Source organism: Monashia sp. HAY1-5C (genome assembly GCF_056755255.1).
Window position 1 is genome coordinate 1 of record NZ_JBPGXG010000484.1, and the last position, 258, is coordinate 258.

Annotated in this window: 1 protein-coding gene; it reads right to left on the bottom strand. The window is 53.1% G+C overall.

Translation table 11 applies throughout. From position 1 onward, the window contains the following. Window positions 1–258: hypothetical protein (locus ACR9ZK_RS22525; protein ID WP_481344153.1), on the bottom strand; the 258-nt coding region annotated here is incomplete at both ends.

The window sequence follows — 258 nt, forward strand, 5'->3', positions numbered from 1 at the left end:
GTACAGAACACGTTCGATGTCACGCAGTGGCATATCCAGCAGCAAACCGATGCGCGATGGCAGCGATTTCAGGAACCAGATGTGTGCAGTCGGGGAAGCCAGTTCGATGTGGCCCATACGCTCACGGCGTACTTTAGTCTGGGTCACTTCAACGCCGCACTTCTCGCAGATCACGCCGCGATGTTTTAAACGCTTGTACTTACCGCACAGGCATTCGTATTCTTTTACTGGTCCGAAAATACGGGCACAGAAAAGGCC